This is a genomic window from Mesorhizobium sp. WSM4832, from assembly GCF_055811115.1.
The window spans coordinates 156,189-180,567 of record NZ_JBVVQH010000006.1; the positions used below are offsets into that span (position 1 = coordinate 156,189).

Annotated in this window: 29 protein-coding genes; 19 read left to right on the forward strand and 10 right to left on the reverse strand. The window is 63.7% G+C overall.

The window, feature by feature from the left end; genetic code table 11:
* Positions 1–58 precede the first annotated feature (58 nt).
* Entirely contained in the window at positions 59–721 is a 663-nt protein-coding gene (locus AC0L2L_RS10930) for an arylesterase (RefSeq protein ID WP_473578226.1), read from the forward strand.
* A 135-nt stretch (positions 722–856) separates the two neighbouring features.
* Positions 857–1,453 carry an RNA 2',3'-cyclic phosphodiesterase gene (thpR, locus tag AC0L2L_RS10935; RefSeq protein WP_473578227.1) on the forward strand — a complete coding sequence of 199 codons (597 nt, stop codon included), beginning with the start codon at positions 857–859 and terminating at the stop codon, positions 1,451–1,453.
* Here thpR and AC0L2L_RS10940 read toward each other — a convergent pair.
* Positions 1,357–1,875: a low molecular weight protein-tyrosine-phosphatase gene (locus AC0L2L_RS10940; RefSeq protein WP_473578228.1), complete on the reverse strand. Its 519-nt coding sequence runs from the start codon at positions 1,873–1,875 to the stop codon at positions 1,357–1,359. The genes thpR and AC0L2L_RS10940 overlap by 97 nt on opposite strands.
* Positions 1,876–1,924: 49 nt before the next feature.
* On the opposite strand from AC0L2L_RS10940, the gene AC0L2L_RS10945 reads away from it, so the two are divergent.
* The 4 genes from AC0L2L_RS10945 to AC0L2L_RS10960 all read left to right on the forward strand — a co-directional run bounded on the left by AC0L2L_RS10945 (position 1,925) and on the right by AC0L2L_RS10960 (position 3,965).
* A complete protein-coding gene (locus AC0L2L_RS10945; RefSeq protein ID WP_473578229.1) occupies positions 1,925–2,218 on the forward strand; it encodes a 4a-hydroxytetrahydrobiopterin dehydratase in 294 nt (97 codons plus the stop codon).
* Between the two features lie 407 nt (positions 2,219–2,625).
* Complete coding sequence (locus AC0L2L_RS10950) at positions 2,626–2,988, forward strand: YkvA family protein (RefSeq protein ID WP_473578230.1); 363 nt, start codon at positions 2,626–2,628, stop codon at positions 2,986–2,988.
* A 257-nt stretch (positions 2,989–3,245) separates the two neighbouring features.
* On the forward strand, positions 3,246–3,752 hold the full coding sequence (locus AC0L2L_RS10955) for an invasion associated locus B family protein (protein WP_473578232.1): 507 nt from the start codon (positions 3,246–3,248) through the stop codon (positions 3,750–3,752).
* A gap of 6 nt (positions 3,753–3,758) precedes the next feature.
* Positions 3,759–3,965 (forward strand): hypothetical protein, encoded by a 207-nt coding sequence (locus AC0L2L_RS10960; protein ID WP_473578234.1) that lies wholly within the window; start codon positions 3,759–3,761, stop codon positions 3,963–3,965.
* A gap of 30 nt (positions 3,966–3,995) precedes the next feature.
* Here the strand turns inward: AC0L2L_RS10960 and AC0L2L_RS10965 are convergent, their stop codons facing one another.
* Together AC0L2L_RS10965 and AC0L2L_RS10970 are read right to left on the reverse strand one after the other, a co-directional pair.
* Positions 3,996–5,345, reverse strand: a complete 1,350-nt coding sequence (locus AC0L2L_RS10965) for a chloride channel protein (RefSeq protein WP_473578236.1) — start codon at positions 5,343–5,345, stop codon at positions 3,996–3,998.
* 129 nt (positions 5,346–5,474) lie between these two features.
* Positions 5,475–5,774: a hypothetical protein gene (locus AC0L2L_RS10970; RefSeq protein WP_473578238.1), complete on the reverse strand. Its 300-nt coding sequence runs from the start codon at positions 5,772–5,774 to the stop codon at positions 5,475–5,477.
* A gap of 274 nt (positions 5,775–6,048) precedes the next feature.
* Here AC0L2L_RS10970 and AC0L2L_RS10975 point away from each other — a divergent pair, with 274 nt between their 5' ends.
* From AC0L2L_RS10975 to AC0L2L_RS10985, 3 genes are all read left to right on the forward strand, one after another.
* Entirely contained in the window at positions 6,049–7,509 is a 1,461-nt protein-coding gene (locus AC0L2L_RS10975) for a DHA2 family efflux MFS transporter permease subunit (RefSeq protein WP_473578240.1), read from the forward strand.
* Between the two features lie 85 nt (positions 7,510–7,594).
* Positions 7,595–8,827, forward strand: a complete 1,233-nt coding sequence (gene rlmN / locus AC0L2L_RS10980) for a dual-specificity RNA methyltransferase RlmN (RefSeq protein ID WP_473578242.1) — start codon at positions 7,595–7,597, stop codon at positions 8,825–8,827.
* Positions 8,824–9,291, forward strand: coding sequence for a hypothetical protein (locus AC0L2L_RS10985; RefSeq protein ID WP_473578244.1), 468 nt, complete (start codon positions 8,824–8,826; stop codon positions 9,289–9,291). Before rlmN ends, AC0L2L_RS10985 begins: the two co-directional genes overlap by 4 nt.
* Positions 9,292–9,304: 13 nt before the next feature.
* Here the strand turns inward: AC0L2L_RS10985 and AC0L2L_RS10990 are convergent, their stop codons facing one another.
* Complete coding sequence (locus tag AC0L2L_RS10990; RefSeq protein WP_473578246.1) at positions 9,305–9,946, reverse strand: LysE family translocator; 642 nt, start codon at positions 9,944–9,946, stop codon at positions 9,305–9,307.
* A 179-nt stretch (positions 9,947–10,125) separates the two neighbouring features.
* On the opposite strand from AC0L2L_RS10990, the gene AC0L2L_RS10995 reads away from it, so the two are divergent.
* A complete protein-coding gene (locus AC0L2L_RS10995) occupies positions 10,126–11,349 on the forward strand; it encodes an argininosuccinate synthase (RefSeq protein WP_473578248.1) in 1,224 nt (407 codons plus the stop codon).
* A 305-nt stretch (positions 11,350–11,654) separates the two neighbouring features.
* Complete coding sequence (locus tag AC0L2L_RS11000) at positions 11,655–12,185, forward strand: hypothetical protein (RefSeq protein ID WP_473578250.1); 531 nt, start codon at positions 11,655–11,657, stop codon at positions 12,183–12,185.
* Positions 12,186–12,266: 81 nt separating this feature from the next.
* On the opposite strand, the gene AC0L2L_RS11005 is transcribed toward AC0L2L_RS11000, so the two are convergent.
* The gene (locus AC0L2L_RS11005) at positions 12,267–13,070 is read right to left on the reverse strand and encodes a lytic murein transglycosylase (protein WP_473578252.1); all 804 of its coding nucleotides are present in this window, start codon (positions 13,068–13,070) and stop codon (positions 12,267–12,269) included.
* Positions 13,071–13,417: 347 nt separating this feature from the next.
* On the opposite strand from AC0L2L_RS11005, the gene AC0L2L_RS11010 reads away from it, so the two are divergent.
* Both AC0L2L_RS11010 and AC0L2L_RS11015 read left to right on the forward strand, forming a co-directional pair.
* Entirely contained in the window at positions 13,418–14,515 is a 1,098-nt protein-coding gene (locus AC0L2L_RS11010; RefSeq protein WP_473578254.1) for a zinc-binding metallopeptidase family protein, read from the forward strand.
* A 66-nt stretch (positions 14,516–14,581) separates the two neighbouring features.
* On the forward strand, positions 14,582–15,187 hold the full coding sequence (locus AC0L2L_RS11015) for a DUF1236 domain-containing protein (RefSeq protein ID WP_473578256.1): 606 nt from the start codon (positions 14,582–14,584) through the stop codon (positions 15,185–15,187).
* A 75-nt stretch (positions 15,188–15,262) separates the two neighbouring features.
* Here the strand turns inward: AC0L2L_RS11015 and AC0L2L_RS11020 are convergent, their stop codons facing one another.
* Complete coding sequence (locus AC0L2L_RS11020; RefSeq protein WP_473578258.1) at positions 15,263–15,562, reverse strand: HigA family addiction module antitoxin; 300 nt, start codon at positions 15,560–15,562, stop codon at positions 15,263–15,265.
* 398 nt (positions 15,563–15,960) lie between these two features.
* Between AC0L2L_RS11020 and AC0L2L_RS11025 the strand changes: the two genes are divergently transcribed.
* The 5 genes from AC0L2L_RS11025 (at position 15,961) to rpsP (ending at position 20,131) form a co-directional block, all read left to right on the forward strand.
* A complete protein-coding gene (locus AC0L2L_RS11025) occupies positions 15,961–16,911 on the forward strand; it encodes a lysostaphin resistance A-like protein (RefSeq protein ID WP_473578259.1) in 951 nt (316 codons plus the stop codon).
* Between the two features lie 209 nt (positions 16,912–17,120).
* Entirely contained in the window at positions 17,121–17,306 is a 186-nt protein-coding gene (locus AC0L2L_RS11030) for a hypothetical protein (protein WP_027169690.1), read from the forward strand.
* Between the two features lie 430 nt (positions 17,307–17,736).
* On the forward strand, positions 17,737–19,329 hold the full coding sequence (gene ffh, locus AC0L2L_RS11035; protein WP_473578260.1) for a signal recognition particle protein: 1,593 nt from the start codon (positions 17,737–17,739) through the stop codon (positions 19,327–19,329).
* 24 nt (positions 19,330–19,353) lie between these two features.
* Positions 19,354–19,680 (forward strand): chorismate mutase, encoded by a 327-nt coding sequence (locus AC0L2L_RS11040; RefSeq protein WP_027169688.1) that lies wholly within the window; start codon positions 19,354–19,356, stop codon positions 19,678–19,680.
* 49 nt (positions 19,681–19,729) lie between these two features.
* Positions 19,730–20,131, forward strand: coding sequence for a 30S ribosomal protein S16 (rpsP, locus tag AC0L2L_RS11045; protein WP_473578261.1), 402 nt, complete (start codon positions 19,730–19,732; stop codon positions 20,129–20,131).
* Between the two features lie 75 nt (positions 20,132–20,206).
* Here the strand turns inward: rpsP and AC0L2L_RS11050 are convergent, their stop codons facing one another.
* Both AC0L2L_RS11050 and AC0L2L_RS11055 read right to left on the reverse strand, forming a co-directional pair.
* Positions 20,207–20,470, reverse strand: a complete 264-nt coding sequence (locus AC0L2L_RS11050; RefSeq protein ID WP_473578263.1) for a YMGG-like glycine zipper-containing protein — start codon at positions 20,468–20,470, stop codon at positions 20,207–20,209.
* Between the two features lie 155 nt (positions 20,471–20,625).
* Positions 20,626–21,153: an SRPBCC family protein gene (locus AC0L2L_RS11055; RefSeq protein WP_473578264.1), complete on the reverse strand. Its 528-nt coding sequence runs from the start codon at positions 21,151–21,153 to the stop codon at positions 20,626–20,628.
* A 238-nt stretch (positions 21,154–21,391) separates the two neighbouring features.
* Here AC0L2L_RS11055 and AC0L2L_RS11060 point away from each other — a divergent pair, with 238 nt between their 5' ends.
* The gene (locus AC0L2L_RS11060; protein WP_473578265.1) at positions 21,392–21,844 is read left to right on the forward strand and encodes an ACT domain-containing protein; all 453 of its coding nucleotides are present in this window, start codon (positions 21,392–21,394) and stop codon (positions 21,842–21,844) included.
* A 310-nt stretch (positions 21,845–22,154) separates the two neighbouring features.
* On the opposite strand, the gene AC0L2L_RS11065 is transcribed toward AC0L2L_RS11060, so the two are convergent.
* The gene (locus tag AC0L2L_RS11065; protein WP_473578266.1) at positions 22,155–23,189 is read right to left on the reverse strand and encodes an aspartate-semialdehyde dehydrogenase; all 1,035 of its coding nucleotides are present in this window, start codon (positions 23,187–23,189) and stop codon (positions 22,155–22,157) included.
* 352 nt (positions 23,190–23,541) lie between these two features.
* The gene (locus tag AC0L2L_RS11070) at positions 23,542–24,345 is read right to left on the reverse strand and encodes a DUF1223 domain-containing protein (protein ID WP_473578267.1); all 804 of its coding nucleotides are present in this window, start codon (positions 24,343–24,345) and stop codon (positions 23,542–23,544) included.
* Positions 24,346–24,379 lie beyond the last annotated feature (34 nt).

Consider the following 24,379-nt stretch of genomic DNA (forward strand, 5'->3'; position numbering starts at 1 on the left):
AAAGGAGACGGCTCGTGTCTCCTCCCTTGGGTTGTTCCGGTCATATGGGGCTCGCCGCATGGCTTTCAAACACCGTTTTGCCGCAGCTCATGCCGTTTTCGCAGCCCTCATCCTTTTCCTCGCCGTTTACGGCGCCGTTTCGTCGGCGCGCGCCGCCACCTTCGCCATCGTCGGCTTCGGCGACAGCCTGACGGCGGGCTACGGCCTTGGCCCGGGCCAGGGCTTCACCGACAGGCTGCAGGCAGCCTTGAAAGCGAAAGGCCTCGACGTCACCGTCGCCAATGCCGGCGTCTCCGGCGACACCACGAGCGGCGGGCTGTCGCGGCTCGACTGGTCGGTGCCGGACGGCACCAGGCTCGTCATCATCGAGCTCGGCGCCAACGACATGCTGCGCGGCGTCTCGCCCGACATAGCCGAGAAGAACCTCGACGCCATGCTGGCAAAGCTGGAGCAGCGCAACATCCCGGTGCTGCTCGCCGGCATGCGCGCCGCGCCCAATCTCGGCGCCGACTACCAGAAGACCTTCGACGCCATCTACCCGAAGCTTGCCGCTAAATACGCCGTTCCGCTCTATCCGTTCTTTCTCGACGGCGTCGCCGGCCACCCCGACCTGCAGTTGGAGGACGGCCTGCATCCCAATCCGAAAGGCGTCGACGTGATCGTCGAGCGCATCCTTCCCGTCGTCGAGAAGGCGATCGCCGACAATGGCGGTCCGTCATGAGGGGCGGCGCGTCGTGAGTCCAAAACGCCACGGTTTCCGTTGGGGAAACTTTGTGGACAACAAACCTCTTGCCCCGCGCTTACATCGATGATTCGCTAGGGACGAGAGTTTCGATTCGAGGACAGGAGGCTTCACATGCCACGTCTTTTCACCGCCCTCGAAATTCCGCGTGACGCCGCCCTCTCTCTATCCCTGCTCCGCGGCGGGCTGCCCGGAGCGCGCTGGATCGATGTCGAAAACTACCATCTGACGCTGCGCTTCATCGGCGATGTCGAGGGCCATGTCGCCGACGAGATCGCCAACGCCCTCGACCGGGTGCACCGTCCCTCTTTCCAGATGACGCTCTGCGGCGTCGGCGCCTTCGGCGGCAAGAAGCCGCATGCGGTGTGGGCCGGCGTGTCCGCCTCGCCGGACCTGACTGGGCTGCAGGGCGAGATCGACCGCATCTGCCAGCGGCTCGGCCTGGCTGCCGATCCGCGCAAATTCTCGCCGCACGTGACCCTGGCACGGCTACGCAACGGGAGCCCGCTCGACGTCGCGCAATATCTTTCGGCGCGCGGCAATTTTTCCACGCTGCCTTTCCGCGTCGGCCGCTTCGTCCTGATGTCGTCGCGCGATTCGGTCGGCGGCGGCCCTTACATCGTCGAGGAAGCCTGGCCACTGGCCGGCACCGACGCGCTGGCCTCGAAGCGCTTCGCCAGCGCCTCCGACGCCTCGCGGATCATGCGATAGACGGAAGCGAAGGCTTCGGCGCCGTCGTAATAGGGATCCGGCACGTCTGCGGTATTTCCCGTCGCGAAGTCCAGATAGAGATGGACACGGTCGCGCTCGGCCGGCGGCGCCAGCGCCTTGAGGTCGCGCACGTTCGCCTTGTCCATGCCGAGGATCAGGTCGAAGCGCGAGAAATCCTCCGGCGCTATTCTGCGCGCCCTTTGCCTCGAAATATCGATGCCATGCTCGGCGGCAACCGCGATCGAGCGCGGGTCGGGAGCGGAGCCGATTTCCCAGCCGCTCGTCGCCGCCGAATCGAGCACGATATCGCCGGCAATTCCGCGTTCCGCCAGAACGGCGCCCAGCACGCCCTGGGCCAGTGGCGAGCGGCAGATGTTGCCGAGGCAGACGAAGAGAATGGAATTTATGGGCTTTGCGCTCATCGATCCGGCGTTATGGTTGTGCAATGTCGAAGTATCACAGGGATCTAACATGAACAGGGAAAAACTGAACCCGGAAGCGATCACGGCCGCGCTCGCCGAACTCGATGGCTGGTCGCTGGCCGCCGACGGCGCCGCCATCAAGCGCAGCTTCGTCTTCAAGAATTTCTCCGAGGCCTTCGCCTTCATGACGCGCGTGGCGCTGGCCGCCGAGAAGATGGACCATCACCCCGACTGGTCGAATGTCTACAAGACCGTCGACGTGACGCTGAACACGCATGACGCCGGCGGCGTCACGGCGCTCGACATCGAACTCGCCAAGCGGATGAACCGGTATTTTGGCTAGGGCCTCGCTTCTAAGGGTGGTTCGACTTCGTCATTCCAGGGCGGAGCAAGGAGCGAAGCGACGCGCGCAGACCCTGGAATCCATGCCGTGACGTACGAGCGTCGCCGCGGTGCAGACCGGGCAATCGGAGAGCCAGCGTAGACAGCCTTCTTCTGCCCCGCTGCATCCTTCGGCAGACGCAACGGCATGGATTCTATGGTCTGCGCGCGTCGCTTCGCTCCTTGCTCCGCCATAGAATGACGATGAGCGAGACGTTCCGGCCAATCTTCGACGTGGGCGATTGCCAACTCTGCCCAGGTTCGATTTCCCGACGAACCAACCCCCGAACTCTTGTAGCAGCCTCCCGCTTTCACCACATCTTCCGGCGGGTCGGCACGCAGGGGTTGCGCGCGGCCAAGGAGCGATTGATGGCGCAAGGTACCGGTTTTGATTTCTTCGGCTTCGGCGACAAGCTCGCCGGCGAAGGCGAGGTGCGCGAGAAATTCTGGCGCACCGCCAAGAAGGCGGCCCGGCAGATCCCGTTCATGGACGAGGTCGTCGCCGCCTATTATTGCGCCCTGGACAAGGACACGCCGCTGCGCGCCAAGGCGATCCTGCTCGGCGCGCTCGGCTATTTCGTCCTGCCGTTCGATTTCATCCCCGACTTCGTCGTCGGCTTCGGCTTCACCGACGACCTTGCCGTGCTGACCGCCGCGATCACCGCCGTCAGCGCCCATATCACGCCCGCCCACAGGCAGGCCGCCAAGGACGCGCTGGCCGACAGGAACTGAGCGCGGCTCGCTTCATGCCCGCAAATCAGCGCGTGCAAAAGACAAACTCTTGCCGTTTTCGTGGCCTCCAACTCCGCGCCGGGACGTCGCGCCAGCCGCTTTCAACGGTGGCGGCGCGAATGGTGGCGGTTTCCTGGGGTGAGTTCCTTTTCTTCGAGGACAATTCACCGTTTGGTAACCCTGATTAAATCAAAATGAAGCGACGGCAGGACGCCAGGCGGGCCCGCCTCCGCACCATTTGGAATACGGGAAGAACGATGCGCGGATTGATTGCTACAGTTTCCAGCCTGGTCCTGGTGGCCGCCTTCGCCACGCCGGCGCTGGCGCAGCAGGCGACCAAGATCGGCCAGCACAACGCCTGGGGCACCTACAGCTATCAGTCGCAGGCAGGTAAAGTCTGCTACGTGCTGACGGTGCCGACGGACAAGCAGCCGAAGACGCTCGACCATGGCGACATGTTCTTCTTCGTCAGCCAGCGGCCCGGGCAGCAGGTCTCCTACGAGCCGCAGTTCATCGCCGGCTACACCTTCCAGGAAGGCTCGAAGGCCACCGTCACCATCGACAAGAAGTCGTTCTCGATGTTCACCCGTGGCAAGTCGGCCTGGGTCGAGAACGCCGCGGAAGAGCCGGTGCTGATCGCCGCCATGAAGACCGGCACCGACATGAAGGTGCAGGCCAAGTCCGGCCGCGGCAACCCAACCTCCTATGTCTTCTCGCTGAAGGGCATCTCCGCCGCCCTGTCCTCGATCGCCAAGTGTAAATAGGTTCGAATGAGCAAATTAGGCAAGATCCTACGCACAGCATGGATCGTCGCGCTGTGTACGGCAGGATTGTTGCTTGGCGCCATGACTGGCTACAACAACGCCGGATACACTGGGGCAATAGCGTTGGGTCTGGCCGGCTGGATTGTTGGTGCAATTTTCGGCATGGGCGGTCTGGCCGGAGCAAGAGTTTTGATGCGTTTTCTAGCTGCCTAACGAGCGCCTTCCCCGCGCGTCAACTTGCAATCAGCCTGGCGCTGTCTCCGCTTCCGCTCTGCGCCGCCGGATCGCCTCGGCGATGAATACCCGCGACAGCGCGTGGTAGAGCGGCTCGTGCGAGATCAGCCGCGCCGTGCCATAACCCAGCATCGAAGCGCACATCAGCGCGATCACATTGTCGTGGTTGCCGGTCATTTCGAGGATGATGACGAAGGCCGTCATCGGCGCCTGCACGACACCGGCGAAATAACCGGCCATGCCGAGCACCGCCGCTGTGCCGGTGGCCGTGCCGAAGACCAGGCCGAGCGTGCTGCCGAGGCCCGCGCCCACCGCCAGCGACGGCGCAAAGAGGCCGCCCGGAATGCCGGACACCATCGACAGCAGGCCGGCAGCGAATTTCTCCATGAAGAAGATGGCCGGCAACGGCGCGCCTTCGATCGCGCCACGCGCCTGCGTGTAGCCGGTGCCGAAGGTCAACCCTCCGGAGGCAATGCCGATCGCGGCCACGGCCAGCCCGCAGACAGCCGCCACGACCAGCGTGCGCGGCAGCGGCTGCAGCGCGTTCCAGCGCCGGATGCGGCGCATCGTTCTCAGCGCCAGCAGCGAGAACAGCGCGCCGACACCGCCGCCGATGATGCCGCAGGCAAGCACCAGCGGCCAGTCGGCGGCGAAGGCGACCGTGTCCCTGGCGACGCCGAAATAGGTGTAGTTGCCAAGCAGCCCCAGCGAGGCGAGGCCGGCCAGGATCACCGCGGTCAGCACCAGCCCGTTGGTGCGCGCCTCATAGGCGCGTCCCATCTCCTCGATGGCGAAGACGATGCCGGCAAGCGGCGTGTTGAAGGCGGCGGCGATGCCGGCGGCGGAGCCCGCCAGGATCAGGCCGCGCGCCTGCGCCATGCCGCCCCAGCGCGCCGCCTGCAGCATCACCGAGGCGCCGACCTGGACCGTCGGCCCCTCGCGGCCGATTGAGGCGCCGCAGGCGAGGCCGACGATGGTGAGCGCGATCTTGCCCACCACCAGCTTGAGCGACAGGATGTGGCTGCGGTCGTCCTCGTCACGCAGATGCCGCGCCGCGATCGCCTGCGGAATGCCGCTGCCTTGCGATCCCGGGAAGAAGGAATGCGCGAGCCAGGCGCAAGAGACGAAACCGAGCGGCGTCAAGACCAGCGGCAGATAGGAGCGCCAGCCGTCGCCATTGCCGGTCATGGCATGGAAGAGTGTCTGCGCACGGTCGGCGAGCAACGCGAACAGAACGCTGATCAGGCCGATCGAAATGGCCCCGGCCCAGAAGACGAGACGCGGCTGCCAGACGCGCCGCGACACCCACATTGCCTGCGAGCGCCGCAGCATACGGTATTTTCGCGATAGTCCGGCCATGTTCGCCCTCGGGATGGAAGCCAGCCCTAGCACAGGCTGAGGGTCGATCAAGACCGGGGGCGCGATCGCGCATTCCCTAGGATTGTCCCGCCGGCTCCGCGCCGGCGGGAATGTCAGGCGAACTCGAACTCACATCGCCATTTTTTCACATTCGGCCTGGGCCTTCTTGGTCGACGTATCGACCATATAGGCTTTGCCCTTGGCGTCGGTGATCATCATCATGCAGTGCTTGATCGGCTTGGCCATCTTCATCATCTCGGCGCCCATCTTGGCGTCCGGCATCATGGTGCCCATGTGGCCGTCCGGCATGATCGCGGTCACTTGGCCGCCTTTCATCATGGTCATGCTGCCCATCGTGTCTTCGGCAAATGCCTGCGAGGCGAAGAGGCCGACGAGGCCTGCAATAAGTACGAACTTGATTGAGTGCATCTGACAACTCCCATTGTTGGTGGGCATGGTCGCCCTCTTCAGGTTCGCCGCCGCGCTTCGATTGGTTACGTCAACACGAATATGTGATCGGCTTCGAAGCACGGCCGGTCGCGTTCGACCGCTGGGAGGGCAAGGGGTCAAAATTTGTTGACCTGCGTTGCCGTAGAATTAGCTGCCGCTTCCTCCTAATTGGCATAAGACCGGCCGGTGGCCGCTTCACGCCCCGCAGACACCGGTCACCACAAGCGCCTGAATGACGGAATTGGCCGGATCCTTGGAACAGCCTCTCTTTGCGACCGAGCGTGACCCGCGTCTCAAGCTGATCATCCCGTCGATCGTCGCCATCGCCTTCCTGATGGAGCAGCTCGATTCCACCATTCTCACCACCGCTATCCCTTCCATCGCGCAAAGCCTCGACACGACCCCGGTCCGGCTCAATCTGGCGATCACCACCTACATCCTGACCTTGGCGGTGTTCATTCCCGTCAGCGGCTGGTTCGCCGACCGGTTCGGCGCCCGGAAAATCTTCGCGCTGGCGCTCTTCACCTTCACCCTCGGCTCGGTCCTGTGCGGCACGGCCAACAGCGTCGGCATGCTTTTGGCCATGCGCGCGCTGCAGGGGCTGGGCGGCGCCATGATGACGCCGGTCGGGCGGCTGATCCTTCTGCGCTCCTTTCCGCGCAGCGGGCTGATCACCGCCATGACCTACACGACCCTGCCGGCGATTGTCGGGCCCGTCATCGGGCCACTGCTCGGCGGCCTCTTGACCACCTATGCCTCCTGGCGCTGGATCTTCTATGTCAACGTGCCGTTCGGCCTCATCGGCATCTTCGCCGCCTTGCGCTTCGTCGACGATTTCCACGGCGAGGAAGCGCAGCCTTTCGATTTCGCCGGCTTCCTGATGGTCGGAGCCGGCGCGGCGCTGCTGCAATTCGGCCTGGAGAATATCGGCCGTCCGGCGATTTCGTCGCTGGCGACCGTGCTGGTGCTGGTCGCGTCGGTCCTGCTGCTGCTCGCCTTCGGCCGCTATGCGCGCCGCGTCGCGGCGCCCGCGGTGGATCTGACGCTGTTTCGCTTTCGCTCCTTCTGGGTCGGCACGCTGGCCGGCGGCCTGTGCCGCATCGGCCTCAACGGCGCGCCGTTCCTTTTGCCGCTGATGCTGCAGGTCGGCTTCGGCATGAGCCCGGTCACCTCCGGCTCGCTGACCTTCGTCGGCAGCTTCGGCGCCTTGCTGATGCGGCCATTGCTGTCGTTTTTCTTGCGGCGCTTCGGCTTCAAGGCCGTGCTGAGCGGCAGCGCAATTGTCGGATCGATGGCGGTGGCGGGATTTGCCCTGCTCGATGCCGACACCCCGCATTGGGCGATCGGCCTCTATGTCTTCTTCTTCGGCATCGTCCGCTCGGCGCAGTTCATGTCCTCCAACACGCTATCCTATGCCGACCTGCCGGCGGAGAAGCTCAGCCGCGCCACCAGCCTCGGCGGCGTCCTGCAGCAGCTCAGCGTCTCGCTCGGCGTCTCGATCGCCGCCATGGTGCTCGGCCTGGTCTCCGGTGAGGTGCATGCGCCGACGGCGGATCAGTTCCATTGGGCGTTCCTGCTGACGGCGGTCATCCCGCTGCTTCCCATCCCCGGGTTCTTCTTCCTGCATCCGGAAGACGGCCAGCAGGTCAGCGGCCATCGCCGCAAGGCGGATGCCGTCGCCGACGCAACGCCCGTGAACCCGCCAGGCGCATGACTCCGGCGCCAAGCTGTGCTAAGCGCCGCGCTTCCTGTTCAGCCGATGCTGAAATCGGCTGCAAATCGCTTATATTGGCGCCACCATGACCGTTTCGCTTGATCTTACCGCCGAAGGCGCCCGTGACGCCTTGCGCCGCACGACGCAAACCGAGAAGCCGTCGCTGATCGGCCTGACCCGCGCCGAGCTCGGCGCCGCTCTTGTCGAGGCCGGCATCGTGCCCGAGCGCCAGGCCAAAATGCGCGCCCAGCAGCTCTGGCACTGGATGTATGTGCGCGGCGTCTGCGACTTCGCGCATATGTTCAATATCTCCAAGGACTTGCGCGCCGAGCTCGGCAAGCACTTCACGGTCGCGCGGCCGGAAATCGTCGAGGAGCAGATCTCTGCCGACGGCACGCGCAAATGGCTGTTCCGCTTTCCGCCGCGCGGCGCCGGCCGCCCGGTCGAGATCGAAACGGTCTATATCCCCGAGGAAGGCCGCGGCACGCTCTGCATCTCCTCGCAGGTCGGCTGCACGCTGACCTGTTCCTTCTGCCACACCGGCACGCAGAAGCTGGTGCGCAACCTCACCGCCGAGGAAATCCTGGCGCAACTGCTGACCGCCCGCGACCGTCTCGGCGATTTCCCCGACCGCGACACGCCCGACGGCGCCATCGTGCCGGCCGAGGGGCGCAAGGTTTCCAACATCGTCATGATGGGCATGGGCGAGCCGCTTTACAATTTCGAGGCGGTGAAGAAGGCGCTGCTGATCGCTTCCGACGGCGACGGACTTTCCCTGTCGAAGCGCCGCATCACGCTTTCCACCTCTGGCGTCGTGCCGGAGATTTTCCGCACCGGCGAGGAGATCGGCGTCATGCTGGCGATCTCGCTGCACGCCACCAATGACGATCTGCGCGACCTTCTCGTGCCGATCAACAAGAAGTTCCCGCTGAAGGACCTCATCGCCGCCTGCAAGGCCTATCCGGGCCTCTCCAATGCCAAGCGCATCACCTTCGAATATGTGATGCTCAAGGACGTCAACGACTCTCTCGAAGACGCCAAGGCGCTGGTGAAGCTGTTGAAGGGCATTCCGGCCAAAATCAACCTGATCCCGTTCAACCCCTGGCCGGGCACCAACTACCAGTGCTCGGACTGGGAGACGATCGAGAAGTTTGCCGACTACATAAACAATGCCGGCTATGCCTCGCCGATCCGCACGCCGCGCGGCCGCGACATCCTCGCCGCCTGCGGCCAGCTCAAGTCGGATTCCGAGCGCATGCGGAAAGTGGACCGCCTGGCGCTCGAAGCCATGATGATCGCAGGGCACGGCGAGGCGTGAGACGTCTCGTCGCCTACCTCATTCGCTTCGCCGTCATCCTGGTCGGCTATGTCGTGGCTTCGCTGGCGGCGAGCGCCTTCCTCAACGTCCTGGTCCTGGCGCATCTCGGCTACACGCCCGCCGATCCCGAGCCGACGGCGACCGCCTCGCTCTATTTCTCGGTACCTTTCGTGGCGCTGTTCGTCGCCTATTTCGCCTTCATGCCGGCGGCGGTCGTCATTTTGATCGCCGAAGTGCTCGGCCGGCGCGACTGGTTGTTCTACGCGCTCGGCGGCGCCGTCATCGCCGTCGTCTTCCTTGGCTTCGTGCATAGTGTGGGCGATGCCAATTTCGATGTCACCGCGACCAACGCCAGATTGGCCGTGATCGGCTGCGGCATGGTCGGCGGCATCTTCTATTGGCTCTCTTCCGGCCGCTGGGCCGGAAGCTGGCGCCGCCAAGCCTTGCCCGATTCCGAACCCTGAACCCGGGCGTTGCCTACTTCGCCTGCGCGGTCAGGATCTTGAGCGCGAAAGCCGAGAACACGCCGCCGAACAGATAGTCGACCACGCGTGTTACGCGCGGGCTTGCCTTCATCGCCGCCGAGAACTTTTCCGCCGCCAGCACCATCGGCGCCGTCACCGGGATCGACAGCACGATGAACATCATGCCGAGGAAGAACAGTTTTCCGGATGCGTTCGGATCGTGCGCCGAAACGAATTGCGGCAGGAAGGTCATGAAGAACAGGATGATCTTGGGGTTGAGCAGATTGACGCCGAGCCCGGCCGCCCAGCTGCGGAACAGCGAGACTTGCGGTCCCGTCCTCTTCTCTGGCGAGAAGGCAGAGCCCTTCGTCACCGCCTGGAAGGCCAGGAACACCAGATAGCCGGCGCCGAAGATCTTCAGGACGAAGAAGGCCATCGGCGAAGCGACGATCAGCGCCGAGATGCCGACCACCACCAGCGTGGTGTGGATCAGCGTGCCGGTGAGCGCGCCGGCCATCGAGGCGAAGCCGGTGGCGCGGCCCTGGCTCAGCGTGCGCGAGACGAACAGCGTCATATCCGGCCCCGGCGTGATCGCCAGGATGACGGTGGCAATGGCGAATTGGATAAGGGTCGAAGTGTCAGGAATGAAGGACATTGGCAACCTCGGAATGGATCGCGCAGCCTATAGCGCGGCTATTTTTGCGTCGCCAGCGTCTGCTCAGGCAAACATCTGGCCCAGCCTGTGCGGTTGCCAGACGGCTGTTCGTCTCTTGCGCCACCGGGAAAGGCCGTGATACCTCGCCCGCGAAGCTATTTTCCCGCGGAACCGCCAAAATGTCCAAGACCAAGACCGTCAAGAAAGTCGTGCTCGCCTATTCCGGCGGCCTCGACACCTCGATCATCCTGAAATGGCTGCAGACCGAGCTCGGCGCCGAAGTCGTCACCTTCACCGCCGATCTCGGCCAGGGTGGCGAGCTTGAGCCGGCGCGGCGCAAGGCCGAGATGATGGGCATCAAGGACATCCGCATTGTCGACGTGCGCGAGGAGTTCGTCGCCGACTTCGTCTTCCCGATGTTCCGCGCCAATGCCGTCTATGAAGGCACCTATCTGCTCGGCACCTCGATCGCGCGGCCGCTGATCTCCAAGCACCTGGTCGAGATCGCCAGGGAGACCGGCGCCGACGCGATTGCGCATGGCGCCACCGGCAAGGGCAACGATCAGGTGCGCTTCGAGCTTTCGGCCTATGCGCTGAACCCCGACATCAAGGTCATCGCCCCGTGGCGCGACTGGTCGTTCAAGTCGCGCACCGATCTGCTGAACTTCGCCGAGCAGCACCAGATCCCGGTGCCGAAGGACAAGCGCGGCGACGCGCCCTTCTCGGTCGACGCCAACCTCCTGCACTCCTCTTCCGAGGGCAAGGTGCTGGAGGATCCGTGGAGCGAGCCGCCGGAATTCGTCCATCAGCGCACCGTTTCGCCGATGGACGCGCCCGACGTCGTCACCGAGATCGAGATCGAATTCCTCAAGGGCGATCCGATCGCGCTCAACGGCAAGAAACTGTCGCCGGCCACCATGCTTGCGGCGCTCAACGACCTCGGCCGCGACAACGGCATTGGCCGGCTCGACCTTGTCGAGAACCGGTTCGTCGGCATGAAATCGCGGGGTGTGTACGAAACCCCCGGCGGCACCATCCTGATCGCCGCGCATCGGGCGATCGAATCGATCACGCTCGACCGGGGTGCCGCGCACCTCAAGGACGAGTTCATGCCGCGCTATGCCGAGCTGATCTACAACGGCTTCTGGTTCGCGCCCGAGCGCGTGATGCTGCAGGCGATGATCGACAAGAGCCAGGAAGACGTCGAAGGCACGGTGCGGCTGAAGCTCTACAAGGGCAACGTCATGGTCACCGGCCGCAAGTCGAAGAAGACGCTTTATTCCGATGCGCTCGTCACCTTCGAGGACGATCGCGGCGCTTACGACCAGAAGGATGCGGAAGGCTTTATTCGGCTCAATGGGTTGCGGCTCAGGACGCTGGCCGCGCGCAACCGCAAGCACTAAAGCGTGTCGCGCTGAAACGGATTCAGGCGACACGCTTTTAGTTTTTGTTCTTATGCATGTCGTTGTCCCAGAACCGCTGCACACTTCTGGGCGACATGCATTAGTATTCAGCCGATACAGCAGCGATCAAACGACCCGGCGGAAACGCCGGGTTTTTATTTCAGTACGCTAATATATGAACTCTTGGCCCGAAGCCCGTTGTGTTGACCTGTGCGCAGTATCGGTTACTTTGATTGCGGGACAGGGGGCTTGGATTTGCACAATCGAATTTTCTTGCTGTTGACCGCAGCAGTGGTCGCAATCGGATGTCAGGCGGCGACAGCGGCAACGAAGCCGCCCGAACCAGAGATGGCCAATGTGTCGCCTCGGCTCGCGTATGGGACCTTACGTTCAAGCATCAACTCGCCTCATTCATGGGCGTGTCATTGGACCGCATGCCGGCGCTTTTTTGTCAGCGCATTTTCGAAGGCGTGCGGACCGGGCGTATCAGCTTCTCGGACATAAACGCCATTCAGCTCAACCAGCCGACCGAGATTTGGAGCGTCATCAAGGGCAAGTCCAAGGCAGCTGCGGTAACGCAATCCCCGCCGCCGCGGTCGTCCAACTTCCGCAACTGCCCCGGTATTGACGGCACCTTCCAAGTCCCGGTTTCCCAAAAATGCCCGTTGAGCGGCTACGCGCATGGCGACCAACCGACAAAGATGGACACCAAGCGTAGCTTAAAACCGGCCTCAGCGCCGCGGTCGTCCAAGTTCCGTAACTGCACCGGTATTGACGGCGCCTTTCAGGTTCCCATTGCCCAGAATTGCCCATTGAGCGGCTACGCACATTATTGAGAGTGATCGGCCTGGCAATCAAACCCCATCCGAGAACAAAAAAGCCCGGCACAAGCCGGGCTCCGAAATCGAGGTCTTCAATCAATCTGCGTCGATCGCCTCGGCGATCTGGGCGATGGCCTGCTGATAGACGCTGGCCGAGTTCCAGCCGGCGATCGCGCCCATATTCGACTCGGCGCCGGCACCCGCCCGCCAGCCATGCGCCTTGAGGTAGTTGGCTGTCGACGCGAGCGCCGTGTTGCGGTCGCGCAGGTTTCCGCTGCCAACGCCATATTTCTCGACGTTTCCGGGCAAGAACTGGGTGTGGCCGATCTCGCCATGCATGGCGCCGACCGAGGAAGCGCTCAGCGCGCCGCGATCGACCAGTTTGAGCGCAGCGATGGCATGCGGGGTGAAATAGTCCGGGCGGCGGCAGTCATAGGCCAGCGTCAGGATGGCGGAGACCGTGTTCTGATTGCCCATTGAGGCGCCGAAGCCGGTTTCCATGCCCCAGATAGCGAGCAACACGCCGGGCGGCACGCCATAGGTCCGCTCGATATTGGCGAACATCGCCGCGTTGGCCTTCTTCAGCGCACGGCCCCTCGAAATGATGGCGGAAGCGCCGCGACGCTTCATGAACGCCTCCACCGAGCCGCTGAAAGCCTTGTGGATGGCGCGGTCGGCAGAGATCGTCCTTGTCGCGTAGGTTGCCCCGGCCAGTGCCGACAAGCCCTTTTGGCCGACGCCATTGGCCTTGGCCTCGGCGGCAAAGCCCTGCTTCCAGGCCTCGAAGCCGGCGCCGTTCTTGCCACAGCTGGCCGCGGCCTCGGCGCCCGTCGCCAGCCCAAGCATCGCCACCACCGCCGCGGCGGTCACGAAAATCCTTCTTTTGGCAAAAAATGCCATGTCCTTCTCCTGGTTGCCTGAATCAACGTCCCGGTTGCGAATTTGCCAGCGAAACGTCCGGTTGTCACCGCCTTCAGGGGGGACGTGACACCCGACACTGGCGAAAGAAGGGCAAACTGCCTACGATCAGGCATCAGGTGTGGCGGGCTTGCCTCATGAAAGACGTTGATGCCGTGATCACTGGCGCCAGTTCCGCGGGGCTTGCCGCGGCAAAGGCGCTTCGAGCGGCCGAGCTTTGGGCGCGCAGGGCTGTCGGTCATTGCCAGCTTGCGACGAAGTAGCATCGGAACGCCGGGAGACGGCCCGCGTTTGAACGAAGCCCGCTCACTGCCGCTGTTGGAAACAAGATGAAGCTGTTCGACTGTCCAAACTGCGGCCACCGCCTTTATTTCGAGAATGCCCAGTGCCTGAGCTGTTCCAGCCTGGTGCTTTACGATCCGGACCAAGCGCGTTTCCTGCTTGCGGGCGCCGGCGGCGTTTTTGAATGCGGCAATGCCGACGAATGCGCATGCAACTGGCGTGCCGAGCCGGATCACGTCTTCTGTCGCGCCTGCGCGCTCAACCAGCTGATCCCGGACCTGTCGGTCGACGGCAACCGGCGGCGCTGGATCCGTGTCGAGGCAGCCAAGAAGCGCGCTATCTATTCGTTGCTCGGCTTCGGCCTTTCGGTCACGCCCAAAACCGGTCCCGACGACGAGACCGGGCTTGCCTTCGATTTCCTCGCCGACCCGATCGGCGCCGGTCCGGGCGGTGAACGCATCCTGACCGGGCACGACAACGGGCTGATCACGCTCAACGTCGCCGAGGCCGATTCCGCCGAACGCGAACGGCGACGCGTCGAGATGGGCGAGAACTACCGCACCTTGCTCGGCCATTTCCGCCACGAGTTCGGCCATTTCTATTGGGACCGGCTTATCCGTGACGATGCCGGGCGACTTTCGGCCTTCCGCGCGCTGTTCGGCGACGAGCGCGCCGATTATGAGCAGGCGTTGAAGACTTATTATGCCGACGGCGCGCCGCCAGACTGGCAGCAGCGCCACATTTCGGCCTATGCCACATCCCATCCATGGGAGGACTGGGCTGAGACCTGGGCGCACCATCTCCACATCACCGACACGCTGGAGATGGTGCACGCGCTGAATTTCCCACTCGGCCGGCTGGAGACCGTGGATACGCAAGCTCTGCCGCGCGGCGACACCGGCGGACATTTCCAGCCGGCCCCTGCCGACCCTGATCCGGTGCCGGAACCATTCGGGAAAATCCTCGCGCGCTGGCTGGTGCTGTCGGAGGCCTCCAACTCGATCAACCGCTGCATGGGCCTGCCGGACCTCTACCCCTTCGTGATTTCCGATGTAACGGCGCAAAAACTGGCCTTCGTACACGACCTTTTGACCTGCACACCGAAAGAGCGTGGAACAATTCGTGAGCAGGCAAAGGCGCTTTAGCCGGAACGCATAAGCCTCTTTTTCGTTTCCGAGCCCGAGGGAGCGTTGAAAACGGAGAGAAAAGTCATGAAACGCGTATTGTTTCCGGCGCTTGCCGGTGCGCTGCTCACTATCTCGGGCGCCGCTTTCGCCGACACTGCCGTTTCGGCGGTGGCCGATCTCAATGTGCGCGCCGGCCCCGGCCCGCAATACCCCGTCATTGGCGTACTGGCGGCTGGCCAGTCGGCAACGCTCACCGGCTGCATCGAGAACAGCAAATGGTGCACGATCGCCGAAGCCGGCGGCAACGGCTGGGTCTATTCGGACTATGTGACGGGCGACTTCGGCGGCAGCCGGGTTGTCGTGACGCGCCGGCCGGCCGATGCCGGCATTGCCGTCGTGGCGCCGCCGACCGACGACGTCTACACCACCGACACCTACACCGGCGCCATCGTTTCCGGCGACGACGCCATCGAACCGATCGTCAGGCCGCCGGCCGAGGTCGGCACCTATGTCACCACGCACCGGGTCGATCCGGTCTATCTCGAAGGCGAGGTGGTGACGGGCGCCACGCTGCCCGACACGGTCGAGCTGCGCGAGATCCCCGACTACCGGTATCGCTATGTCTACGTGAACAACCAGCCGGCGCTGGTCGATCCGGGGACAAGGCGCATCGTCTACGTCATGCGCTGAGCCAGCTGGATTGCTGCGAAAAGAGCGGCCGCCAGCGATGGCGGCCGTTTGTGCTTGGCTGTGCTGATTGAAAACTCAGGCAGCTTGCATCCGTTCAATCGAGGCGATTTCGGCCTTCTTTGCCTCGCCTTCCACGGCAAGGTCGTAACTGGCCTGCATGTTCATCCAGAACCGTGGTGTGGTGCCGAAGAACTTGGCAAGGCGGAGCGCCGTATCTGGTGTTACGGGCGTGGTTTCGCTCGCCAGGCGCTCGATGCGCGTGCGGGGGACATGCAGCTTCTTGGCTAGCGTATATGGTTTCAGTCCAAGCGGGACCAGATATTCCTCGCGAAGGATTTCGCCCGGATGGATCGGCGGGAAGATGCTGGCAGCCATCTTCATTTCCTTTCTGGTTGCGGGGCACAGGCCCCAACTTCGTCATTCCAGGGCGAAGCAGGAGCGAAGCTCCGTCGCGAAGACCCTGGAATCCATTCCGTTACATCGACCGAAGAGTGCAGCGGTGCAGAATTCTGGCTCGTTGCGCCGCCTCGAAGTCACGGAATGGATCCTCGGGTCTGCGCGCGTCGCTTCGCTCCTTGCTTCGCCCGTGGATGACGACGCGATAGCCGTTCCAGCTCGTCTCCAATCGTGACAGCGGGTCACGTCGTTCGATAGCATCTTTCAAGGTTCTTTGCCTGGAAGCGACCCAATTCAGCTGCTAGTCCCGCCGGGTAATCGTGCGGTAACCGGCGATCTCCTAGATTGCATGGCCAAGCGTTCGGCAGGGGAGCCGTGTGACGATCGAAAATGCCGCCTTCGAGCGCTACCGCCGCTCGCCGAACGAGAAGACCACCTTGCCGCGCCTGCTGTTAGGGACGGCAATCGTCATTGCCTTCTGGATGGCGGCGACGGCCATGGTGCTGTTTGCCGGCACCTATGTCTACCTCGTCTGGCGTCTGCCTGGTCCCTCGACCGGGCAATACATGCAGGACTTCCTGGCATCGCCGGTCGGCATCCTGAGCGCCCTGACGTCCTTCGCCGGCATCTGGATCGGGCTGTGGGCGGCGATGCGCTTCGTGCATGGCGAGCCGCTCGCGGCGCTTTTCGGCGTCACCCGCCGCGTCGCGGGCGGGGATTTCCTCAAGGGCCTGGTCGCGGTGCTGATCACCTCGCTGTTCTCCGAGGTCTTGCTTTACTGGCTGCAGCCTCAGATCGTGCGCGGACCGATCGCCCTGTCGTCCTGGCTGCTCTTCCTTGTCCCGATCGTGCTGCTCGCCTTCCTGCAGACCTCGTCGGAAGAAATGCTGTTTCGCGGCTATCTGCTGCGCGCCCTCGCCTACCGTTTCAAAAGCCCGCTGATCTGGGCGGTGCTGCCCGGCCTGCTGTTTACCTCGCTGCATTGGAGCTCGGCCTCGACGCTTGCCATCAATGCCTGCGTCCTGGTCTCGATCGGCGCCTTTGCCTTGCTGCTCACCTTGCTGGTCCATGTCACCGGCAATCTCGGCGCCGGCCTCGGCGCCCATCTCGGCAACAATTTGACCGGCTTCCTGCTGATCTCGCATCAGGAGAGCTACAATTCCTTCGCCTTGCTCAACGCCAAGCCGCTCGAGGGTCCCGGCTGGACGAATTGGGACGCCGTCCTTATCGCCGCGATCGGCATCGTCAGCACGCTTTTGACGATGCTGCTGCTTTTGCATCGGCGGTCGCCACTGAGGGTCGGGGCGAGCATGCAAAGCCTGGGGTGAACCGCCTCAAATCGCGGCTTTTGGCCTGGATTTGCTTATGCATGTCGTTGCCGCAAAACCGCTGCGGTTGCCGCAAAACCGCTGCGCACTTTTGCGCGACATGCGGTAGTGTCTCAGTTTGAAATTTAACGGGCTGCTCTCCGCCGCCGCCCGACTGTCGCATGATCGGCCGAACTCCTATATGCTTAGCGGAAAGCACGGGAGCGCCGATGCCCTTCACTGTCATCTGGTATGGAAGAAGTGGCATCGTCGACAAGATGAGCTTCGACGCCGAGAAGGCCGCAAGAGACTATGCGATGTCCATGTTCCAGACCCGAAAGGGCGATGATGGGATTGTGGCCGTTGAAGTTCGCAAGGACAACGGCGCTGTCGTGTTCAGCCACTCGGAGAATTAGGAATGCCACCGGACCTAAAGGACAGAAGCGCCCCGCCGACGTGATCGGCAACGCCGTCCGCGTCATGCGCATCGCCACCGGCGAGGAAGCCGACGAAGCGCCCGACGACGTCAAGAATGCCGCCGCCAAAGAACTTGGTTCGACGGGCTGAGACACTACCCGACATGCATTAGCCTTGACTCTGCGGCCAATTTCCTGTCTAGAGCCGCTGAATTCCGCGACGAGTTTTCTTTCGCGAAAGCCGACCAGGACGCCGAAGCCTCTTCGAGGCCAGTGCTGTAAACCGATCCTGGAGGCCAACACCCGGCAGCGCGATGCGCCCCCGGGTGCTTTTTGGCTTTGCGCTTTTGCTTGGACCGGCTTTTGCTTGGACACTTGGCGCGAACGCATTACCTCTCGGGTCGAACGAACCGAGATCGAAGGAAGCAGAATGTTTGAATCCCTTCAGGAGCGTCTTGGCTCCATCCTGAACGGCCTGACTGGCCGCGGCGCGCTGTCCGAGGCGGATGTCTCGGCGGCTTTGCGCGAGGTGCGCCGCGCGCTGCTCGAGGCAGACGTCGCGCTGGAGGTGGTTCGCTCCTTCACCGACAAGGTGCGCGAGAAGGCGGTCGGCGCGGCAGTGCTCAAGTCGATCAAGCCCGGACAGATGGTCGTCAAGATCGTCCATGACGAGCTCGTCGACATGCTCGGCGCCGAGGGTGTGGCCATCGACCTCAACGCGCCGGCGCCCGTCGTCGTCATGATGGTCGGCCTGCAGGGCTCCGGCAAGACGACGACCTCGGCCAAGATCGCCAAGCGCCTGACCGAGCGCCAGAACAAGAAGGTCCTGATGGCCTCGCTCGACACGCGGCGTCCCGCCGCGCAAGAGCAGCTGCGCCAGCTCGGCGAGCAGACCAAGGTGGCGACGCTGCCGATCATTGCCGGCCAGAGCCCGGTCGACATCGCCAAGCGCGCCGTCCAGGCGGCCAGGCTCGGCGGCCATGACGTCCTCATCCTCGACACCGCCGGCCGCACCCATATCGACGAGCCGCTGATGGTCGAGATGGCCGACATCAAGAAGGTGTCGTCGCCGCACGAGATCCTGCTGGTCGCCGACTCGCTGACCGGCCAGGACGCGGTGAACCTTGCCAAGAGCTTCGACGAACGCGTCGGCATCACCGGCCTTGTGCTCACCCGCATGGATGGCGACGGCCGCGGCGGTGCCGCACTTTCGATGCGCGCCGTCACCGGCAAGCCGATCAAGCTCATCGGCACCGGCGAAAAGATGGACGGGTTGGAGGAATTCCATCCCAAGCGCATCGCCGACCGCATCCTGGGAATGGGCGACATCGTCTCGCTGGTCGAGAAGGCCGCCGAGAACATCGACGCCGAGCAGGCGGCGGCGATGGCCAAGAAGATGCAGTCGGGCAAGTTCGATCTGAACGACCTCGCCCAGCAGCTTCAGCAGATGTCGAAAATGGGCGGCATGGGCGGCATCATGGGCATGATGCCCGGCATGGGCAAGATGAAGGACCAGCTTGCCGCCGCCGGCCTCGACGACAAGATGTTCGGCCGCCAGCTCGCCATCATCTCCTCGATGACCAAGGCCGAGCGCGCCAATCCCGACATCCTCAAGCACTCGCGCAAGAAGCGCATCGCCGCCGGCTCCGGCACCGACGCGGCCGAGATCAACAAGCTGCTCAAGATGCATCGCGGCATGGCCGACATGATGAAGGCGATGGGCGGCAAGGGCAAAGGCGGCGGCCTCATGCGCGGCATGATGGGCGGCCTCGCCTCGAAGATGGGCCTTGGCGGCATGATGCCGGGAGGCCCTGGCGGTATGATGGGCGGTGGCATGCCTGACCTCTCCAAGATGGATCCCAAGCAGCTCGAGGCCTTGCAGAAGCAGGCGCAGGCCGCCGGTCTGGGCAAGGGCCTGCCGGGCGGCTTGCCCGGTGGCGGCGGACTGCCGGGCCTGCCCGGCGGCATGAAGCTTCCTGGCCTGGGCGGCGGCGGGCTGCCCGGTTTGGGCAAGAAGAAATGATGGGCACGAAGAAAAGAGGGGGCGATGAACGAGGAGAAAGACATGGCCGACGCACGCGCCATCCTGGCTGGCTACCGCGCTTCGATCGACAACATCGACGCCGCCCTCATCCATATGCTGGCCGAACGCTTCCGCTGCACCAAGGCGGTCGGCGTTCTGAAGGCCGAGCACGGCCTGCCGCCGGCCGACCCGGCGCGCGAGCAGCAGCAGATCGCCCGGCTTCGCCAACTGGCGAAGGATGCGAACCTCGATCCCGATTTCGCGGAGAAATTCCTCAACTTCGTCGTCCGCGAAGTGATCCGTCACCACGAACAGATCGCCGCCAACAACGGCGTGACGAAAACCGGTTGAAGTCCAACCAACAGCAATCAAACCAAATCAGAGCTTTTAGGAGAAAACAATGGCACTGAAGATCAGACTGGCCCGTGCGGGCTCGAAGAAGCGTCCTTACTATCACGTCGTCGTTGCCGACGCCCGTTCGCCGCGCGACGGCCGTTTCATCGAGTCGCTCGGCTCGTGGAACCCGCTGCTGCCGAAGGACGGCGAGCGCGTCAAGGTCGATGCCGACCGCGTCAAGCACTGGCTGTCGCATGGCGCCCAGCCGACCGACCGCGTGCTTCGCTTCCTCGACGAGGCGGGCCTCGTCAAGCGCGACGCCCGCTCGAACCCGAACAAGGCCCTGCCTGGCAAGAAGGCGCAGGAACGCGCCGCGCTGCTGAAGAAGGCCCAGGAAGACGCGGCGGCCGCTGCCGCCGCGGCGACCGCCGCACCGGCTGAGGCTGAAGCCGCTACCGCCGAGTAATCATCGTCCTTTTCGCATACGCAAACGGCGGGCCATGTGCCCGCCGTTTTTCTTTGGCCGGCCTGTTGCCTTGCCTCAGTAGCCGGACGGGCAGCGCGCCACATAAACGCGCCCGTAGCGGTCGCGATAGCGGCACTGGCCGCTTTCGCTGGCGCGCCCGATCAGCGCGCCGGCCACCGCGCCGACGGCGCCGCCGACGACAGCGCCCTGAACCGGGTCGTTTGCGACCGCCGCGCCAACCGCCGCGCCGCCAAGGCCGCCAACCGCCGCACCTTTTTCCGTTTGCGAGCACGCGCCGAGCGCCGTCGCCAACACCAGAATGACCATCGCTTTCTTCATTGTGGTTCCTCTCTCACGCGGATCGCCGTCCTCGCCGCCATCGTCTAAACTCTCAAACGGCTAATTTGATCCCGAAGAGGATGAAGATTGGCGACAGCTATGCCGGCGCGGGTTGCGCCGGCACTCCGCGATCTCATTGAAACCACTGGGTTTTTCTACCGCTCGGTGGCGCGCTTCAGATTGTCGAGCCCAGCCTCGAAATCCTTGCCGATCAGCGTATCGAAATTCATGAACAAGCCCATCAGCTTGGCGATGAAGGGCCTGGCGCCGCGCATTGCCCAGGTCACCGTCGTGCCGTTGCCGGACGGCGAGAGCGAGAAATCGACGCTGTTGTTGGCCCTGAACGGCTTCTCGAAGTCGAGCTTCAGCGACACCAGCGACGATGGCGCCGAATTGGTTATCTCCATGCGGCCCTTGCCGGCCTTGGAATTGCCTTCCCAGGCATAGGCCGCGCCCTTGCCGCTCTCGGCGCCGGAAAGCGTGCGCTTCATCTGCGGATCGAGCTTTTCGAAGGGCGACCACTCGGGCCAGCGCCTGAAATCGTTGATCAGCGGGAAGATCGCTTCGGCCGGCGCCTTGATGCTGGCCGAGCGGGTGACGACGAAGTCGTTCGGCCTTGTCGCGGCATAGATCAGTACGGCGGCGACGATAATGACGATGATGATGAGAATGGTGGTGAGCATCTTTTCTCCTCCCTTAGAACAAGACGACGACGGCGCTGAGCACGCGCCCGGCCCACAAGGCGCCTTTCGAGGCAGGCACGGCTTCTGAAATACTCATGGACGTTCCCTCCAGTTGATTAAAGGGCTGGCTTTTGCCAGCTTCAAACCAAGGACGGAGAACCACGCAGCGATCCTACAGGGTCCGGCACGCTTCTTTCAAAGGCGCGGTTCGCAGGGTAGTGGAGCGGAACGAGGCAAGATGACTGGCGAGACCGACCTGCCAAGACTGCTCGCGTCGATGACGCCGCAACTGCTTGCCGGAACCTATGTCTTCGCCACGCTGGCGCCGGATACGCCGGTCCCGGCGAAGCTTGATCCCGTCATGCAGTTTCGCGAGCGGGAAGGCCTGACGCTGATCGTGACGGAAGACGAGGCGAAAGCCGCCGGCCTCGCCGGCACGTTCCGCTGCCGGATGATCACGCTCGACATCCATTCGTCGCTGGAGGCCGTCGGCTTCATGGCCGCCATCACGGCTCGCCTGGCGGCAGCCGGCATGGGCGTCAATCCGGTCTCGGCCTTCTACCATGATCATCTGTTCGTGCCGGCCGACCGGGCCGAGGAAGCGCTCACCATATTGCGCGATCTGGTGGCGGAAAGCGGGAACTTCCCTTCTCCCCTTGAGGGAGAAGGTGTCGCCGAAGGCGACGGATGAGGGGTGTTCCAGGAAAAGCCGACGTCTCACTCCGCTGGAGCACCCCTCATCCGTCTCGGCGCTATCGCGCCGATCCACCTTCTCCCACAAGGGGAGAAGGAAAGGGCGCGATAAGCCCGCGACCGCGGGCCGCCGGTCGTCCGGCGCGCCCGCGCAGGGCCAGCCGCGGCAGCGGCGATACGACCCGTGAGCGAGAACCATCCGGCCGAAGGCCGAGCCCGCGACTGCGGGCCGCCGGTCATCCGGCGCCCTCGCGGAGGGCCAGCCGCGCAGCGGCGGTGCGGCCCGTGAGCGAAAGAAAGAACAGCCGTCAGGCCGCCTTCATCTTCGGCTGGATCAGGCCGCGCTCGACCAGGAGCTCGGCGATCTGCACGGCGTTCAGTGCCGCGCCCTTGCGCAGATTGTCGGAGACGACCCACATCGACAGGCCGTTGTCGATGGTCGAATCCTCGCGGATGCGCGAGATGAAGGTGGCGTCCTCGCCGGCCGATTCGAGCGGCGTGATGTAGCCGCCATCCTCGCGCTTATCGAGCACCTGGCAGCCCGGCGCCTCTCGCAGGATGTCGCGCGCCTCATCCGCCGTGATCGGCTTCTCGAACTCGATGTTGACCGCTTCCGAATGGCCGATGAACACCGGCACGCGCACGCAGGTCGCCGTCAGCTTGATCTTGGGGTCGAGCATCTTCTTGGTCTCGGCCACCATCTTCCACTCTTCCTTGGTGAAGCCGTCGTCGAGGAAGACGTCGATATGCGGGATGACGTTGAAGGCGATGCGCTTGGTGAACTTCTTGACGTCGACCTGGTCGGCGACGAAGACCGCCCGGGTCTGGGTAAAGAGCTCGTCCATGCCTTCCTTGCCGGCGCCGGACACCGACTGGTAGGTGGCGACGACGACGCGCTTGATGGTGGCGAAATCGTGCAGCGGCTTCAGCGCCACCACCAGCTGCGCCGTCGAGCAGTTCGGATTGGCGATGATGTTCTTGCGGGTGAACAGCGAAATCGCGTCCGGGTTCACCTCCGGCACGATCAGCGGCACATCCTGGTCGTAGCGGAAGGCCGACGAATTATCGATGACGACGCAGCCCTGCTTGCCGATCTTCGGCGACCATTCCTTGGAGACGTTGCCGCCTGCCGACATGATGCAGATGTCGGTGTCGGAAAAATCATATTGGTCGAGCGTCTTGACCTTCAGCGTACGATCGCCGAACGACACTTCGGTGCCCTGGCTGCGCCGCGAGGCCAGTGCCACCACTTCGCTTACCGGAAAGCCGCGCTCTTCCAGTATGTTGAGCATTTCGCGGCCCACATTGCCGGTGGCGCCGACTACCGCAACCTTGAAACTCATCTGATATCTCCTGTCCCTCTCCGCTTGGTTGTTGGAGAAAACCCGCCGGCCTCATGCGGGTTTCGTCCCCCGGGCCGGACCCGGGAGAGGGTGGTTAGGCCAAGGGAATCACACCGTTTTGGTGGTGGTTTTGCCGGTTTTCTTGGCCAAGAATGGGGATTTGCTCGAACGGACGGACGCGTCCAAGCGCCCAGCCCAATGCTTTACATTGTGGCTGGGGGCATCGAATGCAAGAAGAGCCATCAAAAGGCCGCGCATCGAAAGACGATCCCGTTCGAAGCGGGCTTTTACGCGGTTTGGTAGAAGAGTCAATTGGCGCACCGCTCTCCCTTCTCTCACAAGGAGGGGGAAGCTAAAGCCGGTCCGGCTTGCGGATGAAGGCGGCGCCGAGGATCGGTCCGGGCATGCCGTCCTTGCCGACCGACTGCAGCAGCACGGCGCAGCCGCCCTTCTTGGCGATCTCGCTCATCGGCAATTCGTAGCGCTGCGCCTTGCCGTGCCACATGCCGGCGGTCTGGATGTCGGAGACGGCGTTCCAGTAGGTCAGGCTGCGGCCGCTGTTCTCGCCCTGGCCGATCTTCACCATCTGCGGCGGATTGAAATAGACGATCACCACATGGGCGTCGTCCGGACCGTTGCCGGCGTCGCCCGCATCGATCATGACGCGGTCGCTGGTGCGGCTCACCTTGATGCCGACCCGCATGCCTTCGCCGATCCTGTCCATCCGGGCCAGGGCACCGTCGACGTCCTTGCGGCTGGCGCCGTTGACATGGCTGCGGCCATTGATGACGGCTTGCGGCGTGTAGACCGAGCGGCTGCCGAAGGCGCGCATGTAGTCGTACTGCCGCTCGGTGTTTTCCTTGGTGCTCAGCGTATCCTGCCAGCCGAGATAGTCCCAGTAATTGACGTGGTAAGCGAGCGCGATGATGTCGTCCTTGCCGGCGAGCTCGGCGAAGAATTCGTCGGCCGGCGGACAGGAACTGCAGCCTTGGCTGGTGAACAGTTCGACCACGCCCAAAGGCTTATCGCTTTGCGCCGTGTCGGCCTGCGGCTTGTCGGTCACGGCCTTATCAGGCTCGGCTGCCTGGGCCACGCCGCCCAACGCCGCAAGGGCCAGCGCCAGCGCCGCAAGCCGCAATCGTCCTTGAAATGCCATGACTTTTCCAATTCCCGCCGGTGACGCCGGCCTT